Source organism: Rubneribacter sp. (genome assembly GCF_965361815.1).
In genome coordinates, this window is the sequence record NZ_CBDTNW010000158.1 from 1 (window position 1) to 22587 (window position 22587).

Genomic DNA, 22587 nt, shown 5'->3' on the forward strand with positions numbered 1-22587 from the left:
TATGAAGGTACGTCCTTCGGTCAAGAAAATGTGCGACAAGTGCAAGATCATCCGACGCCATGGCAAGGTGCTCGTCATCTGCGAGAACCCGCGCCACAAGCAGCGTCAGGGCTAGGAAGAAAGAGGAGATTGCAGCATGGCACGTCTTGTTGGTGTCGACCTTCCTCGCGACAAGCGCATTGAAGTCGGCTTGACCTACATCTACGGCATCGGCCTGACCACCTCCAAGAAGATCTTGGCGGAGACGGGCATCAACCCCGACACGCGCACGAACGACCTCACCGAAGAGGAGCTTGTGAAGCTGCGCGACTACATCCAGGCGAACATCAAGGTGGAGGGCGACCTGCATCGCGAGGTTTCCCAGAACATCAAGCGTCTTATGGAGATCGGCTGCTACCGTGGCCTCCGTCATCGTCGCGGCCTGCCCGTTCGCGGTCAGCGCACGCACACGAACGCTCGCACCCGCAAGGGTCCGCGCAAGCAAATCGGCGGCAAGAAGAAGTAAGGGAGCAGACAAGTGGCAGCTAAGAAAAACGTGCGCACGCGCATCAAGCGTTCCGAGCGTAAGAACATCGCCGTCGGCGCTGCGCATATCAAGTCGACGTTCAACAACACCATCGTGAGCATCACCGATCCCCAGGGCAATGTGATCTCCTGGCAGTCCGCCGGCACGGTGGGCTTCAAGGGCTCGCGCAAGTCCACGCCGTTCGCGGCGCAGATGGCCGCCGAGGCCGCTGCCAAGACGGCCATGGAGCACGGCCTGCGCAAGGTGTCCGTGTTCGTGAAGGGCCCCGGCTCGGGCCGCGAGACGGCCATCCGCTCCCTTCAGGCCACCGGTCTGGAGATTGCCAGCATTCAGGATTGCACACCCATCCCGCACAACGGTTGCCGTCCGCGCAAGCGTCGTCGCGTGTAGCTGAAAGGATCGAAGTATTATGGCTCGTTACACTGGAGCGGACTGCCGTCTGTGCCGCCGCGAGGGCGCGAAGCTCTTCCTCAAGGGTGATCGCTGCTACACGGAGAAGTGCGCGATGGAGCGCCGCAACTACGCGCCGGGCGAAGCCGGCAAAAAGCGCGTCAAGGAAAGCGAATACCGCACGCAGCTGCGCGAGAAGCAGAAGACCAAGCGCATCTACGGCGTGATGGAGAAGCAGTTCCGTCACTACTACGACATGGCGAACCGCCAGCAGGGCATCACGGGCGAGAACCTGCTGCGCATCCTGGAGAGCCGTCTGGACAACGTGGTGTACCGCCTGGGCTTCGCGAAGTCCCGTGCGGAGGCTCGCCAGCAGGTGCGTCATGGCCACATCACCGTGAACGGCCGCCGCGTCGACATCCCGTCGTTCCGCGTCCGTCCCGGCGAGCTGGTGGCCGTGGCCCCCAAGGCCAAGGACATGCTCGTCATCAAAAGCGCGCTCATCTCCAACGAGCGCGTGCAGGTGCCGGCGTGGCTTGAGGTTGACATCGAGAAGCTCCAGGGCAGCGTTCTCTCGCTTCCGCAACGCGACCAGATTGATCTGGACATTCGCGAGCAGCTCATTGTCGAGCTCTACTCGAAATAATCGCTGCAGAGTAAGGAGGCTCACCTCACATGACGGAGTTCATGAGGCCTACGGTAACAACGGAAGAAGTCAACGACACCGTCGCGCGTTTCGTCGTGGAGCCGCTCGAGCGCGGGTACGGTTACACGCTGGGCAACTGCATGCGTCGCGTGCTGCTGTCCTCCTTGGACGGCGCGAAGGCTACTGCCATCCAGATCGAGGGCGTGCAGCATGAGTTCACCACGGCCGAGGGCGTCATCGAGGACATCACCGACATCGTGCTGAACGTGAAGGGGCTTGTCTTCTCCGCGCTCAACGATGACATCGAGGAGGCCACGGCGCACGTGTCGGCCGAGGGTCCCTGCACGGTGACGGGTGCCGACCTTGACATCCCGACCGAGTTCACGCTGGTCAACCCCGAGCACGTCATTGCGACGGTTGCCGACGGCGGCCAGCTGGACATGACGGTGCGCATTGGCGTGGGCCGCGGTTACGTGTCCGCCGAGCGCAACAAGCGCACGGAGGATCCCATCGGGGTCATCCATGTGGACTCGCTGTTCTCGCCGGTCCGTCGCTGCACGCTCAACGTCACCGACACCCGCGTTGGCCAGCGGACCGACTACGACAAGCTGGTGCTGGAGGTGGAGACGGACGGCAGCATCACGCCGACCGAGGCCATCTGCCGCGCGTCCAACATCGTGAACCAGTACATGGGCGCTTTCCTGAGCCTGTCCGACATGGCCGACGAGGAAGAGGGCGAGGTTCCGTCCATCTTCGCGCCGGAGGGCCAGGAGTCCAACGCCGAGCTGGACAAGCAGATCGAGGATTTGGATCTGTCCGTCCGTTCGTACAACTGCCTGAAGCGCGCCGGTATCCACTCGGTGCGCCAGCTGGTCGAGTTCTCCGAGAACGACCTGCTGAACATTAGGAACTTTGGTGCGAAGTCCATCGAGGAAGTGAAGGATAAGCTCATTTCCATGGACCTCAATTTGAAGCTTTAGGAGAGAGGTATCATGCGACACAACTACAAGGGCCGCAAGCTGGGGACGGACTTCGCCCACACCAAGGCCATGAAGAAGAGCTTGGTGCAGGCCCTGTTCCTCAACGACCGCATCAAGACCATCGAGTCGCGCGCCAAGGAGATCCGCCCCGACGTGGACAAGATCATCACCTGGGCCAAGCGCGGCGACCTGCATGCCCGTCGTCTGGCCATCGCGGCGCTGGGCAACAAGGAGCTTGTGCGCGAGATCTTCGAGAAGGTCGAGCAGGGCATGTGGAAGGACCGTCCGGGCGGCTACACCCGCATCATGAAGCTGGGGCCGCGCAAGGGCGACAACGCTCCCATGGTCATCATGGAGCTGGTCACCGAGCCGTGCGTGAAGAAGGCCGACAAGGAGGCTGCTGCTGCCAAGAAGGCGACGCCGAAGAAGGCCGCCCCGAAGAAGGTGGAGAAGGCCGAGGAGGCTCCGAAGGAGGAGGCCGCCGAGGCCAAGGCCGAGGAAGCTGCCGCTCCCGCCGAGGAGGCTGCAGAGGCGAAGGCCGAGGAGGCCGCCGTGGAGGCCGAGGCTCCTGCCGAGGAGGCTGCCGAGGCCGAGGAGAGCGCCGCTCCCGCCGAGGAGGCCAAGGAGGAGAAGGCCGAGTAGCTTTCCCTTGCAATCAAGGAACGAAGGGGTCCGCACTGCGGACCCCTTTTTTGTGGCGCGCTTTTTCCTTTGGGCTCCGATGCGGGGCAAGCTTGGGTCCTTTGCCTGGGCGGCCGTGCGGCGCAGATTGGCGCTTTTCGTCGCAAGCGGCCGCATCGGCCGCGCTCCAACAGCTTGAAGCCCTGCTCCATCGCGCGTCGCCCAGGCGTTGCGCAGCCGTAGTGATGCGGTGGTCGCATGCGGCGGCTGGCCTCCGTAGAATGGGCTTCAAGCGAAGCAGTGCGGCGGCGATGCCCGCCGCATCGACGAAAGGAGCATCCGATGGCAAAGACGGACGTGCTGGAAGAGAAGATCGCGTTCGACGGCGCGGAGGGCGAGGCCGAGCAGGACCGTTTGGCCGCTGACGACCTGCGCCGCATCGAGGAGGAGGTCAAGCAGGAAGCAGAGGCCTCGGTGGAGGATTTCGATGACGAAGGAGACGAGGGGCGCTCGGTGGAGGCCGCCGGCACCGCGTTCGACTTCGATCAGGCCGTGGCCGAGACAAGGCGCATCGTGGAGGGCATGTAGCGCCATCCCTGGTCGCCGCCCCCCTTGAGACGGGGCGATTCCACTTTGAACCCGATAGGAGCAGACATGGCTGAGCAGACCAGCACAACCAACACCGCAGCCACCGAGCTGAGGAACCACGCAAAGGATAAGGCGCACGACGCGAAGAACAACGTGAAGGATGCCTACCACGAGGTCAAGACCGGGATGGAGGAGCGCAAGGCCGAGGATGCGGCCGCCAAGCGCGAGCACGAGACGGCTCGGCGCACGGGCAGCCCCGAGGCTGCGATGCGCGCCCAGCAGCACGAGGCCCGCAGGGACGAGAAGGTCGGAAGCGTCCTCGATTCCGTGAAAGAGTCGCTTGGCAAGGCCGGCGAGGCCGTCAAAGAGGCCGCCATCGATGCGAAGGACAGCGTCAAGCACAGCGTCGAGCACATCCGCGAAGGCCGCTAGACAATCCGAGCCGCGCCTTGCGCGGGCGCACCTCACATGCAGGGCCTGTGGCTTTAGCTGCGGACCCTGCATGCGAGGCGCCTGCATGGTTGCGAGGGAGCTGATTGCGCGGAATTGTCACCGGCCGCGATTGCGGCAGGGGATGGTTGTGGCATACTGCCTGCATGCGTCTCAACGTCAGCTCCTACATACCCGGCTCCTCACCCATCCACGCATGCGATGCGCGCGTGAAGATCATCCTGCTCGTCGCTTACTCGGTGACGCTGTTCTTTGTGCGCACGTGGGCGGGAATCGGGCTGTGCGCGTTGCTGTTCGCCGTTACGGCGGCGGTGTCGGGCATTGCGCTGGGACGGTTTTTCAAGCTGATCGTGCCCGTGTACGTGATAGCGGCGTTCACCGTGGTGTTCAACGGGTTCTCGTTCGACGTGGGCCAGGCGGTTGCGGCCGGCGCGCCGAGCGGGCTGGGGGGTGTGTCGGCAGGCGTGGTGGCGGACCTGCCTCCCGTGGTGCTGATCGGGTCGTTCGGGCTGGTTCCGGCCGGGCTTGCGCGCGGATGCTTCTTCGCCGCGCGCATCATCCTTTTGGTGACGGCCAGCCTCGTGGTCACCTACACCACCACGTCCACCCAGCTCACCGACGCGCTCTCCTCGTTCATGCGGCCGCTTGGACGGCTGCGCGTGCCGGTGGACGACGTGGCTATGGTCCTATCGCTGGCGCTGCGGTTCATCCCCGTGACGGCTGAGGAGCTGGGGCGCGTGCGCAACGCGCAATGGGCGCGAGGCGCCGCGTTCGACGAAGGGGGCCTGTGGAGGCGCCTTCGCGCGTGGCAGACCGCGCTCATCCCCCTGTTCGTGGGGCTGTTCCGTCGGGCCGATGCGCTGGCGATCGCTATGGACGCGCGCTGCTACGGCATGCCCGACGTGGTGCGCACCTCTCTTTCGGCGCGCGGGCTTGCGGCGCGCGACGCCCTTGCGCTGGCGGCGGGCCTTGCGGTGTGCCTTGCTTTGGCGCTGCTGTTGTAGGGCAACGAGATGACGAGCGACGCGGCGTCGAGCGCGGCCGGGTTGCCGTGACCGCTTGTCGACAATGGCGGAAAAACGGCCGAAGGGACGCGCTCCGCATGCGTGACGTGCTATGATTGCCGGCAAGGCAATCCTTCGGCGGAACGGTCCGTCGAAGCCGGCGAAACCTGCGAGGAGGCATGCATGAGCGTCATCATCGATGTGTTCGGCCGCGAGGTCTTGGATTCGCGCGGGAACCCGACCGTGGAGGTCGAGGTCGTGCTGGAGGACGGCTCGTTCGGCCGTGCGGCCGTGCCGTCGGGCGCGTCGACGGGCGCGTTCGAGGCCGTGGAGCTGCGCGATTGCGACAAGGGCCGCTACCTGGGCAAGGGCACGCTTGACGCGGTGGCGCACGTGAACGAGGAGATCGCCGACGCGCTGGTGGGCGTGGAGGCTGACGATCAGCGTTTCGTCGATGACATCATGCTGGAGGTGGACGGCACCGACAACAAGGGCGCGCTGGGCGCCAACGCCATCTTGGGCGCGTCGCTGGCCGTGGCGAAGGCGGCCGCCGAGTCGGCCGAGCTGCCGCTGTACAAGTACGTGGGCGGCGTGAACGCGCATCTTCTGCCCACGCCCATGATGAACATCTTGAACGGCGGTGTGCATGCCGACAACAACGTGGACTTTCAGGAGTTCATGATCATGCCGGTGGGTGCGGACAGCTTCGCCGAGGCGCTGCGCTGGTGCGCGGAGATCTACCACACGCTGAAAAAAGTGCTGCACGATGCGGGCCTCGGCGGCGGCGTGGGCGACGAGGGCGGCTTCGCTCCCAACTTCACCACGAACGAGGAGCCGCTGGAATACATCGTGCGCGCCTGCGAGGCGGCCGGCTACAAACCCGGCACGGACATCATGTTCGCCATGGATCCGGCTTCCACCGAGTTCTACGACGCCGAGAAGCAGCGCTACGTGCTGGCGGGCGAGGGCCGCGAGCTGACGAGCGCCGAGATGGTGGACTACTGGGCCGCGCTCGTGGAGAAGTACCCCATCATCTCCATCGAGGACGGCATGGCCGAGGAGGACTGGGACGGCTGGAAGGCGCTCACGGAGCGCATCGGCGACAAGGTGCAGCTGGTGGGCGACGACCTGTTCGTCACGAACTCCAAGCGCCTGGCCAAGGGCATCGAGCTGGGCTGCGCGAACGCCATCCTCATCAAGGTGAACCAGATTGGCAGCCTGACCGAGACGCTGGAGGCCATCGAGATGGCCAAGCAGGCCGGCTACGCCTGCGTCATGAGCCACCGCTCCGGCGAGACGGAGGACACCACCATCGCCGATCTGGCCGTGGCGTGCAACACCGGCCAGATCAAGACGGGCGCGCCCTGCCGCTCCGACCGCGTGGCGAAGTACAACCAGCTGCTGCGCATCGAGGAGGAGCTGGACGTGCAGGCCGTCTACGCCGGCATGAGCGCGTTCTACAACATCAAGCGCTAGCGCCGCCTGTTTTCGGGGCCGCGCATCGCCGAATCGGGGGCGATGCGCGGCCTTATTTGTGGTCCAACTCGCCAAGCTGAAACAGTCCAACTCGCCAAGTTGAAACGGTCCAACTCGCCAAGTACGCTATAATTGCCCTGGAAATCGATATGCGACGAAAGGGTGCGCCATGGTTCGCGCTGTTTGGCAGGACAATCGATCATTCGACGAATACCTTCCCCGCGTGGTGGACGCAGCCCTTGAGCATGCCTTGGCCTCTTCGGGCGCGGTGTGCATCAAAGGGCCGAAATGGTGCGGCAAAACCTCGACCGCGGAGCAGCATGCCGCAAGCGCGGTGTACCTGCAGGATCCTGATAGAAGCGCCTCCTTGCTCGCCTTGGCCGAAGCGAAGCCCTCGGCCCTTTTGGAAGGCCCCGAGCCTCGCCTCATCGACGAATGGCAGGAGGCACCTCAGTTATGGGACGCTGTTCGGTTCGCGATCGATCGGGGGAAGGGGCGTGGCAGGTTCATCCTCACAGGATCCTCCACGCCGAAGAAGCGCCCCTGCCATTCCGGTGTCGGCCGCATTGCGCCGGTGGTTATGAGAACTATGTCGCTCTTCGAATCAGGGGAATCAAACGGCTTGGTTTCCCTGGCGTCCCTGTTCTCGGGCGAGAGGGACGTGGCTGCCCTCGCCGACTTCGATGTGCGGGATGCGGCGTTCGCCGTTTGCCGGGGAGGATGGCCGGAGGCGGTGCTCGACGCCGATAGGAGCACGGCTCTCCAGCAGGCCCGCAACTACGTGAACGAACTCATTGAAGCCGACATCGAGGAAATGGACGGCGTGAAGCGAAACGCCACGTGGATGAGGTCCATCATGCGCTCGTACGCGCGCAACGTGGCGACCGAGGCTCCGTTGACGACGATTGCCGCCGACATGCAGGGCGAGCCTCCTTCCGACGTGACGGTGGCCGATTACGTGGATGCGTTGGCTCGTGCGTGCGTGACGGAGGATCTGGGCGCATGGTGCCCTCGCCTTCGGTCCAAGACGGCCGTCAGAACAAGCCCTACACGCCATTTCTCCGACCCGGCCATAGCCGCCGCTCTACTGAACGCCACTCCCGAGAAGCTATTGGAGGATTTCGAAACGTTCGGCTTGCTGTTCGAGTCGATGTGCGTGCGGGACTTGCGGGTGTATGCCGAGGCCCTGGGGGGTACGGTGCGTCATTACCGGGATAAAACGGGGCTTGAGGCCGATGCGGTGGTCGTGCTTGCGGACGGTCGCTGGGCTCCCATTGAGGTGAAGATGGGGCAGAGCAGGGTTGACGAGGCGGCGAAGCATCTGATCAAGCTTGCGGAACGTGTAGACGTCGATCGAGAGGGGTCGCCTTCGTTCCTCATGGTGGTGACGGCGACGGAGACGGCGTACGTGCGCAAGGACGGCGTGATCGTTGCGCCGTTGGCCACGCTTGCCCCTTGAGAAAGATCTCCGCTGTCGGCATGAACGTGTTTGCGACATTGGACGCTAGCGTGGGACGGGGTCGAAAGCTTGGCTTTCGGCCCCGTCCCATACCGTATGGGATTGTCGTCCGCATTGCCAGATGCCCATACGAGGGGGGAATCTTCTTGCGGCTTGCCTGCGTATGCTCTTTCGAAGAGGGTTCATCGAATGCGCGAGCAAGCGATCGCGCGAGGAGAAAGGGGATCAGCGCCATGGATGCTCTGCTTGATCGTCGAAAGTTCATCGTCGGTGCCGTGGCGGGCGGTTTCGCTGCGGCCACCTTGGGTTCGTGCAGCCCGAAAACGGAAGAAGGTGCCGAGTCCGCTCAGGCGGACCAAGCGTCGGACGGCCTTAACGCCGAGAGCGCGCGGCAAAGCCGGTGGGCGTTCGAGACGCCTCCGGAGCCGGTTGACGAGGGGTCGGTGACGGACACCTACGAGGCCGACATCGTCGTTGTGGGAGCGGGCGTCTCGGGCCTTGTGTGCGCGGCGTCGGCGGCCGAGGAGGGGGCGGACGTCATCTTGTTCGCCGCTTCGGCTGCTCCGGTGAGCCGGGGCGGGTCGAACCACGGGATCAACACCAAGGCGCAGGAGCGGCTGGGGATAGACTACACGCCCGAGAACGTGAAGTACCTCATGAAGAAAGAGCTTGCGTACAACAGCGTTCGCCCCGACGCCTCGAAATGGTGGAGGTGGATCAACAACAGCAAGACCTCCATGGACTGGCTGATCGATCTGATGGAGGGCGCCGGATACACCACCACCATCGAAGTGGGCTACCGGGACGTTGACGGCGCGTACACGGAGCTTCCCGGGGCCCACGGCTGGGTGGGCGACGATGTGACCGAGGGCGCCCATCTGGGCGAGACGCTTGTGACAAGCGTGCTGGAGAAGGACATCCTCGATCACGGGGGGACCATCCACTACAAGACGGTGGCGCTTTACCTGGAGAAAGACGGGGAAAGGGTGTCGGGCGTCATTGCCAAAAACGAGCAGGGGGACTGCGTTCGGTACCGCGCGCGCAACGCGGTGGTGCTGGCCACCGGCGACTTCTCGGGCGACGCGGACATGATGCAGCGATACTGCCCCGAGTATGCCAGTCTGCTGATAGGAAACGAGATCAACTACGACGCGACGTTCCAAACCGGCGGGATGTTCCCGGGTGACGGTCACAAGATGGGCTTGTGGGTTGGGGCCGCATGGCAGAAGACCTATCCGAACGCCGCCATGATCAACTGCAACTCCGCGAATCCGCACAGCCAGTCGATGAGCACCCACGAGGGCATCAACCTGAACATGCGCGGCGAGCGCTTCATGAACGAGGACACCATCTGCTCGTTCGCCGCCTATCAGTATCTGCTGCAGCCCGAGGGAACCTGGTACACCGTTTGGGACGACGCGTATGCGGAGTTCTATCCGTACTGGGAGGGCGTGGGATGCACGTACGGCAGCGAGGACGGTCGTCTTTCGGCCGATGAGGAACGCGCCGCATGGGAGTCGTCGGTTGAGGCCGGGGCCTTCGTGAAGGGGGACACGGTAGAGGACGTCCTGCGGCAGCTTGACGGCATAGACGTCGAGACCGCCCTGAAAACCATCGAGCGCTACAACGGGTACGCGGAAAACGGGCTGGACGAGGAGTATCACAAGAACAAGGCCCACCTCGCGCCCATCAAGACGGGGCCGTTCTACGGATGCAAGTCGGTCATGCAGGGCGGCATGAACTTCCTCTGCGTCATGGGCGGCCTTCGCACGAGCAAGTACATGGAGGTTTGCGACGAGAACGATGTGCCCATCCCCGGTTTGTACAACATCGGCGTCATGGTGGGCGACGCTTTCGCCGGCATCTACTCATTCAGCGTGCCGGGGCATAATCTGGGAATGAATTGCGTCACCTTCGGATACTTGCTCGGGAAGCAGCTGGCCACGGGTGAGGTCGTGGGATAGCGTCTCGATTCGGCGGCTCTTCGGGGTGCGTTCTGGCGATGGCCGGCTTTCGTGCCGGCCATCGCCTTTCTCGCCGGGGTCGTTGTCGGAGGGATCGCGGCGCGCTCGCATGCCGGGTATATAATGGGCGCGACGGGGAGTGTTCGTTCGCGTTGCGTCAAGGGGGGCGTTTGCTGTGCGCGTGTCGGGGAGGCGATCATACCGATCATACGGAAGCGCGGTCCTGGGGTTTGCCGCTCTGCTGGCTTTGGGCTTTTTCATGCTGTGGGATGGAAGCGCCCCGGCTTTCTTCTCGCTTGGGCCAAGGGACGACATGCGCTTCATGGCGGTTTCGACATGCCAGCAAGGTGCCATCGCGGCGATGGTGCTGGCCGCCCCTTTTGCCACCGGATTCATGAAGAGAAGGGCCACGCTGATGTTCGGTCTGGCGTGCAGTGTGCTTCTCGTTGTGCCGATTGTGCTGCAATGCTGGCTTGTGGGAGTTCGATGGCACGAGGCGGCGACGGCCGCATGCGCCCTTGCGTTCGGGGCGGGAACGGGGGGCTGCTACGTTTTGTGGGTCATGGTGTTCGCTTCGTTCGGGCGTCGTGCGGCCATCAAGGTGGTGGGGCTTGCCTCCGCAGCCTTCCCCCTGGTGTATCTGTGCTTTGCGCTTCTTTTGCCGAAAGAGGCGCTGCCCTTCGTTGCATTGGGGCTTGCGTTGACGTCTTCGGGCATTCTGATTGCCAGAGTGCGTTCGCTCAACTACGGCAAGGGGCTTTTTCGGCGTGCCCCGCATGGGCTGAGGAGGAATGCGGCGCTTGTCGATGCGGGCTTTGCCAAGGCGGTGACATGCGTTGCTTTGCTGGGCATCGCCTCTGTGCTGGCACGACATGTTGCCATTGGGGAGGCGGCTCTTGCCGAGTGGGTGGTGACGGTGTCCGTGGCGGGAGCGATGGCGGTTGCCGTTTTGTTTTTGGCGGTCGATGCGGCGTCGAAGTCGCAAAAAAGCTACTATGAGCGAATCCCTCAGGTGTACCAGGTGCTCTACCTTCTGGTGGCGGCCGGCTTCGTCCTGCTTCCCTTTCTGGGGTTGCGCTACCGGCTTGTCCTGGCCGGGCTCACTTATTCGGTGTTCACCCTCGCGTCCCTGCTCATGATGGTGGCGAGCATAGAGGCGGCCATGAAGCTGAAGATGCATCCGATGTTTGCGTACTGCGTGTTCGCGGGGGTGGTGTATAGCGCGACGTGCTTGGGGGCCGCGTTCGGATCCGCCGTCAAGCTGCTTGACGGCTCGGGTCCGGCCCTCTCGTTCGCTGCGCTCGCGGTCCTCTACGTGCTTTCGCTCGCCCTTGTGTTTCCCAGGAAGGAAGGGCGTCCTGCGGTTGCCGATGCCGACGAGGTATCGGACGCTTTGCGGGAGAAGTGTCGCCTGGCCGCGGAAACGAGCGGGTTGTCCTCGCGAGAGGCGGAAGTCATGGAGCTGCTTGCTCGTGGACGGGACCTACCCTACATAGCCGAGCTTCTGTGCATAAGCAAGAGCACCGTCCAATCGCATGGGAAGAGGATATATCGGAAGATGGGCGTTCACAGCAAGCAGGAACTCATCACCAAGATAGAGGGCATGGCTTCCCTGTGATCAGTTTAATCAGATTTGTGAACGGCGTCAAAACGGTCCAACTCGCCAAGTCAAAACGGTCCAACTTGCCAAGTGCGTTGCGACGGCCCTGGTCATTGCCTGGAAAGATGGCGTGATTGTCGTGCTGTTGGCTACGTGCGCCCCTTCGTTCGCGGCGGGGCGGCGAGGGGCGTTTCGGGGTTGCGCTCTAGCCGATTAAGCGGGGCGCGTCATTGTTGGCGGGTGACAAAGATCGCTCGAAGATTTGTCACCGAGGAACGCGCCTGCGCAAGGTAGGATGGGGGCGCGTTCTCTCGGGAGACCGGAAAGCTTGCGAGCGGAAGGGGATTCCATGCCCAAAACGGTTAGGGACATGCTCGAGCTGGACAGCTTCGAAGGCGCCAAGGTGGTCGCGGGAGCCCAGGGCCTCTCCCACGTGGTTCAAGGAGCCTCGCTCATGGAGGTTCCCGACGTGTTCCCCTATTTGGAGCAGGGGACGTTGCTTTTGACCACGTTGTTCCCCATCGCCAACGACGACTCGAGCAAGCGGGATTTCGTCGCGCGTCTGAACGAGTGCGGCGTGGCGGGGGTGTGCATCAAGCCGCGGCGCTACGTGGAGGAGATTCCTGCGCGCATCCTTGAGCAAGCCGACGAGCTGGGGCTTCCGGTGTTGGAACTGCCTTCCGACGCGAATTTGTCAACGATGGCCAACCAGGTGCTCTCCTTGCAGCTCAGCGAGTACATCGCGCAGCTGCAGTTTCGCAACCACGTGCACAACGCGCTGGCGGAGTTGTTGCTCAACGACTCCGACGTGGAGGTCCTTGTCGGCCGGCTGGGCGAGCTCGTCAGCCGCGACGTGTGCCTGCTGGACAAGGATCTGGGCGCTCTGTGCGCCGCGTCGTCGTCCGGCGCGCTCTACGGCGCCGGCAGCTTGGACGACCTTGTGGACACCGAGGACGTGGCGCAGCGCAAACGCAAGCTGCTGCTCGATCACAGCCTGTATCCTGTCGTGGCTGGCAAGCACCGCTTCGGCTACATCTACGTGCCGGATTATCCCGGCGATAGGGACGCACGCATCAACTTGGATATCGCAGTGGAGCAATCCGCCATTTTGCTGGCGGCCCTGTTCCTGAAAACCGACGCCGTGCTCAAGAACCAGAAGAACTTCCGCGACGTGTTCATCCGCGACCTTCTGCAGGGCAAGGTGAAATCGCCCATCGAGGTGGAGAACAAGATGCGGGCGTTCAGCATGTCGCTGGGGTTCCCTCAGCCGGTGGTCTGCCTCAAAGTGTTCACCGAGGACGAGACGGCGCGCAAGGAGTTCTACGACAGCGTCATCAACACGGGGCTTTTGGACGAGTGGTACGGCAGGGTGGAGGGGCGCGTGTCAGACAGCGTGTACATCGTGTACTTCAACGACGCCCTCGTGGTGCTGGGCGGGGTGCCCGACGAGGCGGGCAACGTGGCGCTGTTCACGGCCATGATGCCCGACCTTTTGCGGCTGGCCCGCGGCAAGGACGCGCGGATAGGCGTGGGCATCTCCGACGCTTGCGAGCGCGTGCGGGCCCTTGAGGTGGCCTATGCCCAGGCCATGAGCGTGCTCAAGACGGGAGGGTCGCTCAACAGGTCCTCGTTCGTGGACGCTTACGCGCGGCATAGGATATTTTCTCTTATCGAAGGAGTGGGCGATGTCGAAATGCTGCGGCAGTTCGTGCGCGAGAAGATAGGCGCGCTCATCGACTACGATCGCGAGAACGGCACGGACCTCATGGAGACGCTCGGCCATCTCATCGAAGGCGATCTGAACTACAAGCGCGTGGCGGAGCGGTCGTTCGTCCACTACAACACCGTGCGCTACCGCGCCAACAAGATTGAACAGCTGGGGATCAGCCTCAAGCCGGGCCGCGGCTTCGCGGAGATAGTGGTGGCGTACGACTGCTGGGTGTGGCTGCGGGCGATCTCCGACAAGCAGTGACGCGCCGCGCGTCATGGCGCTGAGCGACAACGAGGCGGGCGGTTTCTGTCGTTTCGCCACAATGACAGGCAAAGCCCGCCTCCATACAATGAGCGCATCGGGACAGAATCGTTGGCCAACGGACCGTCCAATCACCCGACTCAGGAGGATGCCGTATGAAAAAGATCGATGTCCGCAAGATCGAGATGTCCGGCCCCGACGACACCCGCGCCTTGAAAGCGCTTATCGACGAAGGCGCGATAGACCCGAAGACCATCATCGCCGTGCTCGGCAAGACCGAGGGCAACGGCTGCGTGAACGACTTCACGCGCGGTTTGGCCACGCTGGCGTTCAAGCGCCTCATCGCCGTCGAGACCGGCTGGCCGGAAGACGAAGTGTCCCGGAAAGTGGCCTTCGTCATGTCTGGCGGCACCGAGGGTGTGCTGGCTCCCCATGCGCTCGTGTTCTGCAGCATCGAGGTTGAAGGCGAGCCCACCGCCGAGAAGACGCTCGCGGCCAGCTCTGGCTTCACCCGCGACTTTCTACCCGAGGAGCAGGGCACCATGGCCGTGGTGGAGGAGTGCCGCCGCGTGACGCTCGAACTCATGGAGAAGGCCGGCATCGCCGATCCGGCAGACGTCCACTTCGTGCAGATCAAGTGCCCGCTGCTCACCTCCGAGCGCATCTTGGACGCCCAGGAGCGCGGGTGCGAGGTTGTGGTGCACGACACCTACGAGTCCATGGGCTACAACCGCGGCGCGTCCGCGCTAGGCGTGGCGCTTGCGCTTGGCGAGGTCCCGGAGGGCTCGGTAAGCGACGAGGTCATCTGCCAAGACTGGTCGCTCTACTCCAAGGTGGCGTCCACCTCTGCCGGAGTTGAGCTTTTGAACTGCGAGATCATTCTCATGGGCAACTCCGCCGCCTTCGACAGCGACTTCGCCATCGGACACAGCGTCATGAAGGACGCCATCGATATAGAGGCCGTCATCGAGGCCATCGAGAACGCCGGCATGAAGGTGGACGGCCTTCCCACGGCCGAGCAGAAGGCCAAAATCGTCAACGCGCTGGCCAAGGCCGAAGCCGACTCCACCGGTTATGTGCGCGCCCGTCGCAACACCATGCACACCGATTCCGACATCAACCACACGCGCCATGCGCGCGCGGCCGTGGGCGGCGTGATCTCCGCCGCGGTGGGCGACCCGATGGTGTACGTGTCCGGCGGCGCGGAGCATCAAGGGCCCGACGGGGGCGGCCCGGTCGCCGTCATCGTGGAGCGCTAAGGGGTTCTTCGGGGCGGTGTCAAGCCGCCCCCTCCGCCAACGCATCGCAATACGATCCCGTTCGTAAGGGAGTGAGAAAATGGAACTCGTTTTGAGTTTGATACCCCTTGTCGTCATCATCGCGCTTTTGGTGCTGAAGAAGCACATGCTGTTCGCGGGGTTGGTGGGCGGCATCGTGGCCATGATCATCGGGGGCATCGCCGTTGGGGGCATGGGCGATGCCGTGACCGAGGGCCTGGGGACCATGTTCGGCAACGTCGCCCCCATCATGTACGCTGCCGCAGCGGCCATGGCCGGCAAGGCGGGGTGCTTCAAGTCGCTCGTCAACCTGTGCGAGAAGCTGCTGAAAGGCAAGTTCGCCGTGCTGGCCGCCGTGCTGGTGATCGTGCAGGCGTGCGCCACGTACATGGCCGGCCTGTCGGCGGGCAACACGATGGTCATAGCCCCGCTCGTGTTCGCGGCCATCGGGGCGGTTCCCGAGGTGATCGCGGCTATGGCCATCGCGGGCGCCGTGTGCTTCATCACGTCGCCGGCCGGCGCCCAGGGCGTTGTGACGGCCGAGAACATCGGCATCGAGGTGACGGAGTTCGCCAACATCATGATGCCGTTCACCATCGTCTTGGTGCTGTTGGCCGCCGCGCTGGCTTTCTGGGGCGTGCATCGCCGCGGCTCGATGGCCGCAGGGGCCGCCTCCTCCGAGAAGGCCGACGAGGAGCAGCTGACCAACGGCAAGCTGTTCGTCCGCTCCATTCCCGTCATCGTGCTTTTGCTGATGGTGGTGCTGGGCGGCTGGATCAACGGCCTGGCGGGTTCGCATATCGTCGTTCCCGCCGTGACCGTGGCCGTGGTGTGCATCCTCATCGTCGTGTGCACGCCGCTCGACATCGAGGGCACTTGCGCTGCGCTCATCGACGGCTCGCAGTTCATCCTGACCACCATGTTTTCGGTCGGTTTGTTCCTTGGATTCATCAACCTCATGGAGCAGATCGGCACGTTCTCCAACATCGCGTCGCTCACCGGGGGCGTGCCCACGTTCATCATGCTGCCCGTGGCCATGGTCATCGGCTTTTTGATCGCCATTCCGTCGGGCGCGTACTGCGCGGGCGTGCTCACGCTCATCCTGCCCACGATGTCGCTCATGGGCTTTTCGCCCGTGGCCATGGGGTTGATCGCCTTGGCGACCGGCCTGGGCACGCAGATCAGCCCGGTGCAGATCAACGTGGTGGCGCTTTCCAACGGCTTCGACAAGAGCATCATGGACGTTGTGAAGACCAACATGAAGTACATGGTCGGCATGCTGGTGCTGCTGATCGCAGTGTCGTTCCTCTTCGCATAGGGGCGGATGGAAGGTGCTGTTGTGGAAACGCTGCGCGCAGAGGCGTGCGACAGCCGTTTTGAGGCTGCGATCCGCGCCCGGATGACCCTTCGCGTGCTGCAGGTGTTCGACCATGCGGTGAACCTGGAGGGCGGCGGATGGCTGTGGACGGTGGTGGCGCGGCCGGGGTTCGCGGCGCCGTTCACGGTCTGCGTCGCAGCGCGGGGCTCGCTTGCGGATTCCCGCATTCGTCCTGGGAGCGTGGCGAGGTGGCAGGGGGAATGGCTGGCGCTTTCCGCAGGCGCGCGCATCGATTTCTCGTCCTGTCGCACGGTGCCGACGGCGGGCGAGGAGATGGCGTGGGATGTTGCCGCTGCCCGTCGCGGGCTTGCGGCTTTTGACGAGGCGCTGGCGGCATCGGGCGAGGCGCGCGGCTGCCTCCTTGGGTATCGGCGGCGCTGGCTGGGCGAGGCATGCCCGCTTGACGCTATGTCGTCGTTTGTGTGGCAGCGGGCTGACGACCTGATGCGAGTCGCGTTCGCGGGGGAGGGCGTCGAGGCCGCCGCGCGCCGGCTCGTGGGCGCCGGGCAGGGGCTGACGCCTGCGGGCGACGATTTCATCGCGGGCGCGCTGTGCGTGCTGGGAGGCGTGGACCACCCTGCGGCCCGGCGCGTGCGGCAGGCGGTTGCCGACGGCGTGGGCGCTCCCGGCGTGCTGGACGCCACGACGCGGGTGAGCCGCCAGATGCTCGCCTGCGAGCTTGCCGGCCAGGCAGCCTCCACGCACCTGCGGTTTCAACGGGCCCTGCTGCGCGATGCATGCGATGCGGGGCCGGCGCTGTCCGAGCTGCTGTCGGTGGGGCACACCTCGGGTGCCGACTTCGCCGCAGGCGCTGCGGACGCGCTGAGAAGGCTTGTACTGTTGACTGGCGTTTCGGGAAGGAGACGTTGATGCACCAGGTTACGGTGGTTCGAAGGAACTCGTACTTCGATTCGGTGACGCTCATGTCCATCGGCAGCGAGATCAAGGGCCGCGAGGGGGTGGAGGAGGCCGTGGTGTCCATGGCCACCGATCTGAACAAGGAGATCCTCCAGAACGTGGGCCTTGCGACCGAGGAAACGGAGGCGGCCGGCCCCAACGACTTCGTCGTGGCCGTGCGCGCCGCATCAAAGGAGGCGTGCGATGCGGCCGTGAAGGCCGTGGACGAGCGCTTGGCTCGCAAGGACGAGGGCGCCTCAGGGCGCGAGGTGGTGTGCCGCACGGTGCGCCAAGCTGCCTCGGAGGGCTTCGGGGACGTGGCCGTGCTGTCGGTGCCGGGCCGCTACGCCGCGCGCGAGGCCATGCTGGCCATGCGCCAAGGGCTGCACGTGATGATGTTCAGCGACAACGTGAGCATCGAGGACGAACGGCGCTTGAAGGAGCATGCGGCTGCGCACGGGCTGCTCATGATGGGGCCTGACTGCGGCACTGCGGCCATCAACGGCGTGGGACTGTGCTTCGCCAACAAGGTGCGCCCCGGCCGCATCGGGCTGGTGGCGGCGTCCGGCACCGGGCTGCAGGAGGTCATGGTGCAGATCGACCGCATGGGCGGCGGCGTGTCCCAGGCCATCGGCACGGGCGGGCGCGACCTCAAGGAGGCCGTCGGCGGCATCATGATGCTTTCGGGCATCAAAGCGCTGGCGGCCGATGAGGGCACCGACGTCATCGTGCTGGTGTCGAAGCCTCCTGCGGAGTCGGTGAGCGCGAAGATCTTCGGCCTTTTGGAGACGCTCGACAAGCCGGCGGTGGTGTGCTTTTTGGAAGGCGACACGGACATTGCGGTGCCGAGCCACGTTCATGTGCGCGACAACCTCTTCGATGCCGCCGTGGCCGCCGTGGCGGCATCGCGCGGCGAAGCGGTGCCCGAGGCGGGCGCGAGCGAGCTTGACGAGGGGATGCTGGCCGCAGCTGCCGAGGCCCGCGCCAAGCTGAATGCCGACCAGAGGAACCTGCGCGCGTTCTTCTGCGGAGGCACCCTGTGCGCCGAGGCCGTGTTCTTGCTTCGCAGCCGGCTGGACGCGCTGCGCAGCAACGTGTCGCATCGCCCGAGCGAGGAGATGAGCGGATCGGATGCGTGCGTGGGCAACGTGCTTCTGGACATGGGCGACGACGAGTTCACCAACGGCCGCCCGCATCCCATGATAGAGCCGGCGTTGCGCAACGACATCATTGCGGAGCAGGGGTCCGACCCGACGGTGGGCGTGGTGCTGCTCGACTTCGAGCTGGGCTTCGGCTCGCACGACGACCCGGTCGGCCAGACACTGCCCGCCATCCGCGCCGCCCGCGCGGCGGCCGCTAAGGAGGGCCGCGAGCTTGCGTTCGTGGGGTACGTGTGCGCGACGGAGGCCGACAAGCAGGGGCTTGCCGCGCAAACCGCCCTGCTTGAGCAGGAAGGCGTCATCGTAGCGCGCAGCAATCGTGAGGCGGCCTTGCTGGCCGCGAGCATCCTGTAGCGAGGGAGGGCGAATCGCATGAGCATCAACGAACTGTTCGGCAAGGATCTTGGCTTCGTCAACATCGGCGCGCCGAACTTCATGGAGGACCTGGCGTTTCAAGGGCAGAGGGTCACGCAGCTGGCCTGGCAGCCGCCCACCATGGCCCCTGCGCTCCTGGAGGCGCTCGACGCGCTTGCGGACGATGAAGAGGTGCGCGCGGCCAACGAGGAGGCGGCAGGCCGCATCATGGCGGCCCAGACGCGCCTGGTGGGCCTGGCGCCGGCGCGCGAGGTGGTTCCCGGCATGACCGAGAACACCATCCTGCACGCAGGCCCGCCCATCGCCTGGGAGGACATGTGCGGCACCATGCAGGGCGCCGTGGTGGGCGCGCTTCTGTACGAGGGACGTGCCGCCGACGAGGGGGAGGCGCGCGAGCTGGCCGCATCGGGCGAGATAGAGTTCTCGCCCTGCCACGAGCACGGCGCGGTGGGGCCTATGGCGGGCATCGTGTCGCCGTCTATGCCCGTGCACATCGTGGAGAACCAGACTCACGGCACCACGGCGTTCTGCACGGTGAACGAGGGCCTGGGCAAGGTGCTGCGCTTCGGCGCGTTCGACAAGGGCGTGATCGAGCGTCTTGCGTGGATCCAGGAGGAGTTCGCGCCGGCCATGGACAAGGCCGTGCGCGCGCTGGGCGGCATCGACACCAAGACCATCATCGCCCAGGCGGTGCAGATGGGTGACGAGTGCCACAACCGCAACAAGGCCGCCACAAGCCTGCTGTTCAAAGAGGTGGCGCCCGCGCTGCTCGAATGCGGCGTGCCGCTCGATGCGGCCAAGCGCGTCATGCGTTTCATCTCGGCTAACGAGCACTACTTCCTGAACTTGTCCATGCCCTCGTGCAAATGCGCGCTCGACGCGGCGTCGGGCATTCCGAACTCCACGGTGCTCACGGCCATGTCGCGCAACGGTGTGGAGTTTGGCATCCGTGTGAGCGGGCTGGGGGATCGGTGGTTCACCGGCCCGGCCAACCTGGTGGATGGGCTGCTGTTCCCCGGATTCTCTCCCGAGGACGCCAACCCCGATCTGGGCGACAGCGCCATCACGGAGACGATGGGCATCGGCGGCTTCGCCATGGGCGCGTCGCCGGCCATCGTGCAGTTCGTGGGCGGTTCGGTGGCCGACGCCATGCGCTACACCGAGAGCATGCGCGAGATCACCGTCGCCGAGAACGTGGGCTTCTCGCTGCCTCCGATGAACTTCCGCGGCACGGCCACGGGCATCGACGTGGTGAAGGTGCTCGAAAGCGGCGTGCTGCCGGTCATCAACACGGGCATCGCGCACAAGGTGCCGGGTATCGGCCAGGTGGGCGCGGGCATCGTGAACCCGCCGGTGGAGTGCTTCGAACGGGCGCTCGAAGCGTTTTCGGCCGAGCGCGCGGGCTAGCGGTTCGGTGCCGAGCGAGCGGGACCATAGGGAGGGAGCTGCGCGGGCGGCCCTGCTGGGGTTCGTCCGCGCCGCCCGCGTGGATAGGCCGCAGATCGCCTGGCGCCTTGCGCTTGTGACAGTGGGATCGGCGGTGTCGGCCTACGGCATCACGCTGGCCATTGGGGCGGGGTTCGGCGGCGGGACGCTCGCCGTGCTGTGGCAGGGCGTCGCGCGCACGTTCGGCCTGACGCTGGGGCAGGCGTCGTTTGCGGTGGCGGCGCTCATGATCGCGTTCTCGCTGGTCTACGACAGGCGCCAGATCGGGCTGGGAACGGTGCTGTACCAGGTGGTGTACGGCCTGCTCGTGGATGCGTTCTCGGGCGTCCACGGATATGTCGGGCACCCGGTTGCCAACGCGGCGCTCATGGTAGCGGGCATCGTGCTGTTCGCGGCGGGCACGGGGCTGTACGCGGCCACCGACACCGGCCGCGGATCCTACGAGGCCGTCACGTTCTCCTTGTCTGAGAAGAACGGCTGGCCTGTGGGGCGCGTGCGCGTGGCATCGGACGCTACGGTGGTGATGCTCGGCGCTCTTCTGGGCGGGGAGCTTGGCCTGTGCACGGTGTGCATGATGCTGATGAGCGGACCTGTCATCCAGCGATCGGCGGGGTTGGCGAGAAAGCGGCTTTTGGGTTGCGGGGACTGACGCCGAAGCTCGCTTCGGCGCGTTCGAGAAGGAGGCGATTGCGACATGGTTGGTGCGAGAAAGCGGTTCACGATAGGCGTGGACGACCGGGTGGCTCCTCCGCAGGCGGCGCTGCTCGGCGTTCAGCATTTTCTCTCCATGTTTGGCGGGACGGTGCTCGTGCCCTACCTCACGGGCATGTCGGCGTCGTTGGCCATCATGTGCTCGGGCGTGGGAACCATCCTCTATCTGCTGGTCACGCGTGGAAAGATTCCCAGTTACCTGGGATCGTCGTTCGCCTACATCACGCCCATCGCCATGGTGGCGGCCAGCGGCGGCATCGGGGCGGCGTGCGGGGGCATCGTTGCGGCGGGTGTCGTGTACATGGGCGTGGCGGGGTTGGTCAAGCTGGTGGGAACGGGGTGGATCGACCGGTTTCTGCCCACGGTGGTGGTGGCGCCGGTGGTCATCGTCATCGGGCTGGGTCTGGCTTCCGACGCGGTGGAGATGTCGTTTTTCAACGGCGGGTATGATTCCGGCGGCGGATTCGTGGCCAGCGGCGCGGTGGTGGCGTTCATCTCGCTGGCGGTGATCGTGGCCACGTCGTGTTTGCCGGGGATATGGGCGGCCTTCCCCGTGCTCATCGGCATCGTGGTGGGTTACATCGCTGCCGTGTGCTTCGGATTGGTGGATTTCGCGCCGGTGATCGAGGCGCCGTGGGTGGGGCTTCCCAGCCTCGTCTTTCCCACGTTCGAGCTGAGCGCGATGGTGCTCATAGCTCCCGTGGCGCTGGTGGCCATCGTGGAGCATATCGGGCATCTTTTGGTGGTGGGCCAGGTGGTGGGGAAGAATTACAACGGCATGCTGTCCCGGTCTCTTTTGGGCGACGGTCTGGCCACCACGGTCGCGGGCCTTGTGGGCGGGGCGCCGGCCACCACGTACGCGCAGAACATCGGCGTGATGAGCGTGACGCGCGTGTACTCGACGCAGGTGTTCTGGTACGCGGGCGCGTTCGCGCTCATCGTGGGCGGCTTCTGCCCCAAGCTGGAGGCGCTGGTCAACTCCGTTCCCTCGTGCGTCATGGGAGGCGTGTCCTTGGTGCTGTTCGGCTTGATAGCCACAAACGGCATGAGCATGCTCACGCCCGACAAGGTGGACTTCTCGGATTCGCGCGATCTGATGATCGTGGCGTCGGTGCTGGTGCTGGGGATCGGGATGGAATGCGCGGGCATCGTCATCCCGCTGGGCGACTACTCCATTCCCGGCATGGCGGCCTGCGCCATCCTGGGCGTCGTTTTGAACCTCGCCCTACCGCGCTCCCGGGAGGGTTCGCCGCAAGAGCCAACTGAATAGGTATGCGGAGGATGAGGCCTTTGGCCTCTTGGAGGCCGGGGCCTCATGGGCCTGTGCAGAGCGCGGAAGCGCCTCGCGCCGCCGGGCGGCATCGTGCGCCGCGGAGGGTGGTCGGCGCTGCGCGCGTTCGCAAAAACAGCGCCGCGCGCCGTTTGCGGTCAACCTTGCAGGGGTGGCCGGCTCGGCTCGCGCCGGCGGTGGCAGTGGCTGGGCGAGGGTCCGACCGCAAGTTGGTCACAAACCGCGCCCTGTGGCACGCGAGGCGGCCGATCCGGCGCGTCGGCGGGCCGCGCGATTCCCGCGACCTGGGGTTTCTCCGGACGCGAGAGGCATGAAGGGCGCGAAATCGGCCCCGCGCGTGCCACAGGGCGTCATTTGTGACCAACCTGCGGGCGGT

General features: G+C 65.0%; 21 protein-coding genes. All 21 read left to right on the forward strand.

Annotation, left to right across the window (positions count from 1 at the left end):
- Position 1: 1 nt before the first annotated feature.
- The 21 genes from rpmJ (at position 2) to ACWKY3_RS11715 (ending at position 22190) form a co-directional block, all read left to right on the forward strand.
- Positions 2 to 115 carry a 50S ribosomal protein L36 gene (gene rpmJ / locus ACWKY3_RS11615; protein ID WP_006363204.1) on the forward strand — a complete coding sequence of 38 codons (114 nt, stop codon included), beginning with the start codon at positions 2 to 4 and terminating at the stop codon, positions 113 to 115.
- A gap of 21 nt (positions 116 to 136) precedes the next feature.
- A complete protein-coding gene (rpsM, locus tag ACWKY3_RS11620; protein ID WP_449316566.1) occupies positions 137 to 505 on the forward strand; it encodes a 30S ribosomal protein S13 in 369 nt (122 codons plus the stop codon).
- 12 nt (positions 506 to 517) lie between these two features.
- Entirely contained in the window at positions 518 to 916 is a 399-nt protein-coding gene (gene rpsK / locus ACWKY3_RS11625; protein WP_449316567.1) for a 30S ribosomal protein S11, read from the forward strand.
- A 19-nt stretch (positions 917 to 935) separates the two neighbouring features.
- The gene (gene rpsD / locus ACWKY3_RS11630) at positions 936 to 1562 is read left to right on the forward strand and encodes a 30S ribosomal protein S4 (protein WP_449316568.1); all 627 of its coding nucleotides are present in this window, start codon (positions 936 to 938) and stop codon (positions 1560 to 1562) included.
- A gap of 29 nt (positions 1563 to 1591) precedes the next feature.
- Positions 1592 to 2542 carry a DNA-directed RNA polymerase subunit alpha gene (locus tag ACWKY3_RS11635; protein ID WP_449316569.1) on the forward strand — a complete coding sequence of 317 codons (951 nt, stop codon included), beginning with the start codon at positions 1592 to 1594 and terminating at the stop codon, positions 2540 to 2542.
- A 12-nt stretch (positions 2543 to 2554) separates the two neighbouring features.
- The gene (gene rplQ, locus ACWKY3_RS11640) at positions 2555 to 3184 is read left to right on the forward strand and encodes a 50S ribosomal protein L17 (RefSeq protein ID WP_449316570.1); all 630 of its coding nucleotides are present in this window, start codon (positions 2555 to 2557) and stop codon (positions 3182 to 3184) included.
- 321 nt (positions 3185 to 3505) lie between these two features.
- A complete protein-coding gene (locus ACWKY3_RS11645) occupies positions 3506 to 3751 on the forward strand; it encodes a BAG1 BAG family molecular chaperone regulator 1 (protein ID WP_449316571.1) in 246 nt (81 codons plus the stop codon).
- Positions 3752 to 3817: 66 nt separating this feature from the next.
- A complete protein-coding gene (locus ACWKY3_RS11650; protein WP_449316572.1) occupies positions 3818 to 4183 on the forward strand; it encodes a hypothetical protein in 366 nt (121 codons plus the stop codon).
- Positions 4184 to 4347: 164 nt separating this feature from the next.
- The gene (locus ACWKY3_RS11655) at positions 4348 to 5205 is read left to right on the forward strand and encodes an energy-coupling factor transporter transmembrane component T family protein (protein ID WP_449316573.1); all 858 of its coding nucleotides are present in this window, start codon (positions 4348 to 4350) and stop codon (positions 5203 to 5205) included.
- A gap of 183 nt (positions 5206 to 5388) precedes the next feature.
- Positions 5389 to 6681, forward strand: a complete 1293-nt coding sequence (gene eno / locus ACWKY3_RS11660; protein ID WP_449316574.1) for a phosphopyruvate hydratase — start codon at positions 5389 to 5391, stop codon at positions 6679 to 6681.
- A 169-nt stretch (positions 6682 to 6850) separates the two neighbouring features.
- Positions 6851 to 8140: an ATP-binding protein gene (locus ACWKY3_RS11665; RefSeq protein ID WP_449316575.1), complete on the forward strand. Its 1290-nt coding sequence runs from the start codon at positions 6851 to 6853 to the stop codon at positions 8138 to 8140.
- A 233-nt stretch (positions 8141 to 8373) separates the two neighbouring features.
- Positions 8374 to 10104: an FAD-dependent oxidoreductase gene (locus tag ACWKY3_RS11670; protein ID WP_449316576.1), complete on the forward strand. Its 1731-nt coding sequence runs from the start codon at positions 8374 to 8376 to the stop codon at positions 10102 to 10104.
- A 322-nt stretch (positions 10105 to 10426) separates the two neighbouring features.
- Positions 10427 to 11722: a response regulator transcription factor gene (locus tag ACWKY3_RS11675; protein ID WP_449316577.1), complete on the forward strand. Its 1296-nt coding sequence runs from the start codon at positions 10427 to 10429 to the stop codon at positions 11720 to 11722.
- 331 nt (positions 11723 to 12053) lie between these two features.
- A complete protein-coding gene (locus ACWKY3_RS11680) occupies positions 12054 to 13676 on the forward strand; it encodes a PucR family transcriptional regulator (protein ID WP_449316578.1) in 1623 nt (540 codons plus the stop codon).
- A gap of 155 nt (positions 13677 to 13831) precedes the next feature.
- Entirely contained in the window at positions 13832 to 14935 is a 1104-nt protein-coding gene (gene atzD / locus ACWKY3_RS11685) for a cyanuric acid amidohydrolase (RefSeq protein WP_449316579.1), read from the forward strand.
- 91 nt (positions 14936 to 15026) lie between these two features.
- Positions 15027 to 16271: a hypothetical protein gene (locus ACWKY3_RS11690; protein WP_449316580.1), complete on the forward strand. Its 1245-nt coding sequence runs from the start codon at positions 15027 to 15029 to the stop codon at positions 16269 to 16271.
- Positions 16272 to 16292: 21 nt separating this feature from the next.
- A complete protein-coding gene (locus tag ACWKY3_RS11695; RefSeq protein WP_449316581.1) occupies positions 16293 to 17201 on the forward strand; it encodes an oxamate carbamoyltransferase subunit AllH family protein in 909 nt (302 codons plus the stop codon).
- A complete protein-coding gene (fdrA, locus tag ACWKY3_RS11700; RefSeq protein ID WP_449316582.1) occupies positions 17201 to 18742 on the forward strand; it encodes an acyl-CoA synthetase FdrA in 1542 nt (513 codons plus the stop codon). The genes ACWKY3_RS11695 and fdrA overlap by 1 nt, the downstream gene beginning before the upstream one ends.
- Positions 18743 to 18760: 18 nt before the next feature.
- Positions 18761 to 20170, forward strand: a complete 1410-nt coding sequence (locus ACWKY3_RS11705) for a DUF1116 domain-containing protein (protein ID WP_449316583.1) — start codon at positions 18761 to 18763, stop codon at positions 20168 to 20170.
- A 7-nt stretch (positions 20171 to 20177) separates the two neighbouring features.
- Positions 20178 to 20858, forward strand: a complete 681-nt coding sequence (locus ACWKY3_RS11710; RefSeq protein ID WP_449316584.1) for a YczE/YyaS/YitT family protein — start codon at positions 20178 to 20180, stop codon at positions 20856 to 20858.
- A 45-nt stretch (positions 20859 to 20903) separates the two neighbouring features.
- Entirely contained in the window at positions 20904 to 22190 is a 1287-nt protein-coding gene (locus ACWKY3_RS11715; RefSeq protein WP_449316585.1) for a uracil-xanthine permease family protein, read from the forward strand.
- The last annotated feature ends 397 nt before the right edge of the window (positions 22191 to 22587 follow it).